The sequence below is a fragment of the Mesorhizobium sp. M7A.F.Ca.US.005.03.2.1 genome, from assembly GCF_003997795.1.
GTDB lineage: Bacteria > Pseudomonadota > Alphaproteobacteria > Rhizobiales > Rhizobiaceae > Mesorhizobium > Mesorhizobium ciceri.
The window spans coordinates 1-4706 of sequence record NZ_RZRP01000496.1 but is presented as its reverse complement, the minus strand read 5'-3'; the positions used below and the strand labels follow the sequence as shown (position 1 = coordinate 4706).

4 protein-coding genes are annotated in these 4706 nt (G+C 63.6%); all 4 read left to right on the top strand.

Annotated features, from left to right (window positions below):
- Positions 1-617: LysR substrate-binding domain-containing protein (locus EN991_RS23915; RefSeq protein ID WP_245461060.1), on the top strand; the 617-nt coding region annotated here is incomplete at its 5' end.
- A gap of 136 nt (positions 618-753) precedes the next feature.
- Positions 754-2058 carry a nicotinate phosphoribosyltransferase gene (pncB, locus tag EN991_RS23910; RefSeq protein WP_127369687.1) on the top strand — a complete coding sequence of 435 codons (1305 nt, stop codon included), beginning with the start codon at positions 754-756 and terminating at the stop codon, positions 2056-2058.
- Between the two features lie 300 nt (positions 2059-2358).
- Complete coding sequence (locus tag EN991_RS23905; protein ID WP_128336927.1) at positions 2359-3750, top strand: hypothetical protein; 1392 nt, start codon at positions 2359-2361, stop codon at positions 3748-3750.
- 128 nt (positions 3751-3878) lie between these two features.
- The coding region (locus EN991_RS23900; protein WP_164769340.1) for an ABC transporter substrate-binding protein at positions 3879-4706 on the top strand (828 nt) is incomplete at its 3' end.

Sequence of the window (4706 nt, the reverse complement as noted above, 5' to 3'; positions counted from 1 at the left end):
ATCCCGACATAAGGCTGACGCTTATTCCTTCCAACGATCCCAAGGATTTGCGGGCGCCCAATATCGATGTCTGCGTGCATTATGGCGACGGCAGCTGGACCGATTGCTGGATGCGCAAATGGTCGGGCCTCGAACTGTTTCCCGTGGTCAGCCCGACCTTGATCAACAACCGGCCGATCCGCAGCGTCAGGGATCTCGCCGATCATGTCTTCCTGCATGGCGATGACGGCCGCGAGTGGCACACCTGGCTGGCTGCCGCCGATGCGCTGGACCTGGAGCGGGGCCGCCGCCATCACCTCGGCGATGCCCGTATGGCGACCGAGGCGGCGGTGCACGGCCACGGCGTGGCGCTGGGCGACTCGGTGACGGCAAGCGCGCTGCTGGCCAGGGGCATGCTGGTCGCGCCGTTCAGCCTGTCGGTGCCGGCGGTCGACGATTTCTATGTCGTCTGCCGCAACGAGATGCGGGCGACGCCGATCGTGCAGGTGTTCATCGACTGGCTGTTTGCCGAGAAAGCGGGGGACGACGGGCGCGCCGACGCCCCGGTGGCCGGCCGCATCGTCAGCCGCCGCAAGCGTCCGGCGCTCAGGGTGATGGGCAGCAAATCCGCAAGCTGATGCCAGGCTGCGCGCCGCCGCATGCAGGCAGCTCTTTTTGTCGGGCCAGCCTGAAAGCGGGCAGCGTTGCGGCCGATTCGATGCTATGAGGCCTGTCGCGATTGTGGATGGCAGGCAGCGAAGGCGGTGTTGAAACATGGCTAAGACCGATATTGCGCGGCGCGTCTACAACCACACCTGGAAGCTCGACCCGATCGTGCGCAGCCTGCTCGACACGGATTTCTACAAGCTTTTGATGCTGCAGATGATCTGGGGCATGTATCCCAAGGTCGACGCAACCTTCTCGCTGATCAACCGCACGACCTCGGTGCGCCTTGCCGACGAGATCGACGAGAGCGAATTGCGCGAACAACTCGACCATGCCCGCACCTTGCGCTTCTCCAAGAAGGAGATGATCTGGCTCGGCGGTAACAATTTCTACGGCCGCAAGCAGATCTTCGAACCGGAATTCCTCGCCTGGCTGGAAGGCTTCCGGCTGCCCGAATACGAGCTGTCGAAGTGCGACGGGCAGTATGAACTGACCTTCAGCGGGCCGTGGATGTACACCACGCTGTGGGAAATCCCGGCGCTCGCCATCATCAATGAACTCCGATCTCGCGCGGCGATGCGGGCGTTCGGGCCTTTCGCGCTCGACGTGCTCTATGCCCGCGCCAAATCCAAGATGTGGGCCAAGACCGAGCGGCTGAAGGCGCTGCCCGGCATCCGCATCTCGGACTTCGGCACGCGCCGGCGCCATTCCTTCCTATGGCAGCGCTGGTGTGTCGAGGCGTTGAAGGAAGGCATCGGCGAGGCGTTCACCGGCACCTCCAACGTGCTTTTGGCCATGGACAACGACCTCGAAGCGCTCGGCACCAACGCACATGAGCTGCCGATGGTGTTTGCCGCGCTTGCCGACTCGGAAAAAGAGCTGAGACAGTCGCCCTACAAGGTGCTGCAGGACTGGCAGCGCTACTATGGCGGCAATCTCTTGATCGTGCTGCCCGACGCCTTCGGCACAGCCTCATTCCTGCGCGATGCGCCGGACTGGGTGGCCGACTGGACGGGCTTTCGCCCCGACAGCGCGCCGCCGATCGAAGGCGGCGAAAAAATCCTGTCCTGGTGGCGCGACAAGGGCAAGGACCCCAAGCAGAAACTGCTGATCTTCTCCGACGGGCTCGAGGTCGAAACCATCGAGGAGACCTATCGCCACTTCAAGGGCAAGGTGCGTATGTCGTTCGGCTGGGGCACCAATCTGACCAATGATTTCGAAGGCTGCGCGCCGACGGAAACCAACAGCCTCGACGCCATATCGCTGGTCTGCAAGGTCACCGAGGCCAATGGCAGGCCAGCGGTCAAGCTGTCGGACAATCCGGCCAAGGCGACCGGCGATGTGAAAGAGATCGAGCGGTATCTCAGGATTTTTGGCGAGAAGGACCGCGTGGAGCAATTGGTCAAGGTGTGAGGGGTGGTGGGCCTCTTGGATAGGCCGAGTTCCCTGGCGCCCCCCTCTGTCCTGCCGGACATCTCCCCCTCAAGGGGGGAGATTGGACGTCATCTCCGCTTTCGCCAATTTTCGACGCCCAACGAAAAGCGCCGATCGAGCGAACTGCCAATCTCCCCCCTTGCGGGGGGTGAGGAGTGGTCCGCGCAGCGGACGGAAAGCCAATTGCTTGGCTTTCCGAACGACGAACGCCCGGAGCGACGGCGAAGAGCCGGGTCCGGCAGGACAGAGGGGGGCGCCGCAGGGTGCCGTCATCTATCGTTGGCATTGTTGCTTACAGCCGTATCGCTCGTATTGCCCGCCCCCGCCTGCGCACACGCCTCCGATCAGGGCCACGTCCTGCTGTTGCCGACCGGCTACTATCTGGTTGGAGGCGCTTTCGCCGTGGCGATCAGCTTCCTCGTCCTGGCGCTGCTGCCGGCGGCTTCGCTTGACCGCTTCTGGCGCCGACGCCTGCCGCTGTTCACCTTCGGCGACAGCGCCCGCGCCGCCATCAGCCTGATATCCTTTGCCGGCTTTGCAATTCTCATTGCCGCCGGCCTGTTCGGCAGCCGCGACCCACTCTCCAATCCGCTGCCGCTGCTGATCTGGACACTGATGTGGGCCGGCCTCACGCTGCTGCAGGGCGTCTTCGGCGACCTCTGGTCGTGGCTCAATCCCTGGTACGGGCCCTGGCGTCTGATCTCACGTCTCTTGCGCGCGGGCGATGAAGGGATACCGCGGCTTCCCCGATGGCTCGGTTGCTGGCCAGCGTTCATCCTGTTTTTCGCCTTTGCCTGGTTCGAACTCATCGATCCGGCGCCCGACGATCCGGCGCGGCTGGCATATGCTGCCGGCTTCTATTGGCTGCTCACCCTCATTGCCATGCTGGCATTCGGCTATCGCGGCTGGAGCCGCGGCGGAGAATTCCTGACGGTCTTCTTCTCCATGGTGGCGCGCTTCGCGCCCATCGAGCGCAACGACGCCGGCCGGCTCGCGCTCTGCTGGCCCGGCGCCAAGCTGCTTGCCGCCGAACCGTTGCCGCCCAGCGGCATCGCCTTCCTGTTGCTTGCGCTGTCGTCGGTGTCCTTCGACGGCCTGTCCAAAACCTTCTTCTGGCTCGGCCTGTTCGGCATCAACCCGCTCGAATTTCCCGGCCGCACGGCGCTGATCGGCAGCGGCACTTTCGGGCTGATCCTGACATTCGCGCTGCTGGCGGCGGTGTTCCTGCTTGCCGTCTGGCTCGGCCAACGTCTTGCCGGCAGCGACCACATTCTTAACCAGGCGGCCGGTCAGCTGGTGTGGTCGATCGTGCCGATCGCGCTTGCCTATCACATTGCGCATTATCTGACGGCGCTGCTCGTCGACGGCCAATATGCGCTTGCGGCACTTTCCGATCCGTTCGCGATGGGCTGGAACCTGTTCGGCACCGCCGATATGCAGATTGAGGCCGGCATCGTTGCGGGGGCGGACTCTGCGTGGTGGCTGTGGAATATCCAGGCCGGCGCCATCATCCTGGGCCATGTGCTCGCCGTCCTCGTCGCTCACGGCTTCGCCTGGCGCCTGCACCCACAGCCCTCCCGCGCGGCCCTCAGCCAGTTCCCGCTTACCTTGCTGATGATCGCCTACACCGTCTTCGGCCTCTGGTTGCTTGCCACGCCGACTGTCGGATGAGAAAAGGCGACCAGCATGCCTTCGGGGAAAGCCCGCTTGCCACGTCGGGGCTTTGGTGATTTAGTTTGTACACATGCGATTTTTTGCCTCGTTGCAGCCAGTCAAAACTCAAAAACAGGGGAACTGCCGTGACTGACAAGAATGGGTTTTTCGATCTCTCCAGATCCACGCTCACCCGCCGCACCGCACTGAAAGGTCTGGCCGCAGGCGCCGGCCTCGGCCTTGCCCCTGGCTTCGTCCGCTATTCCCAGGCGCAGAGTTCGGCGCCGATCAAGATCGGCTTCCAGTCGCACCGCACCGGCATCGGCGCTGCCTATGGCCGCTGGTACGAAAAGACGACAGCTGCCGCAGTCAAGGCGATCAATGCAGCCGGCGGCATCAATGGCCGCCAGGTCGAGGTGATCATCGAGGATGACGGCACCGATCCCGGCCGTGGCGCCGAGGTGGTCGGCAAGTTCGCCACCCAGCACAAAACCGACATCGTCTTCGGCACGCTGTTCTCGCATGTCGTCATCGGCTCGGCGCCCGCCGCCGGCGAAAACAAGATGCCCTATTTCGTCGTCAGCGAAGGCCATCACGTCGCCTCGACCAAGCTGAACCGCTATGTCTTCCAGCCCGGCATCACCGACGTGAAGAGCCAGATCCAGTCGATGGCGCCGTGGATCGCGGCTAACGCCGGCAAGAAGGTGACGCAGATCTTCCCGGATTTCGCCTTCGGCTACGACCACCGCGACTACCTGCCGCCGGCGCTGAAGGCGCAAGGCGGCGAGGTCATCGCGCAGATCGCCATCCCGCCGACGGAATCATCCTTCACCAAGTATTTTCCGCAGATCCCGGCCGAGACCGAGGTGATCTACCACGTCATGGTCGGCCCGGCCGTGCTCACCTTCGTCAAGGAGCTTGGTGAGTTCTACGGCTCCAACCGGCCGCAACTGTTCGGCTTCATCGATTCGCTC

Excerpts from the sequence above, each read along its gene's own strand:
- pncB (WP_127369687.1), top strand. The coding sequence starts at position 754 with ATGGCTAAGACCGATATTGCGCGGCGCGTCTACAACCACACCTGGAAG.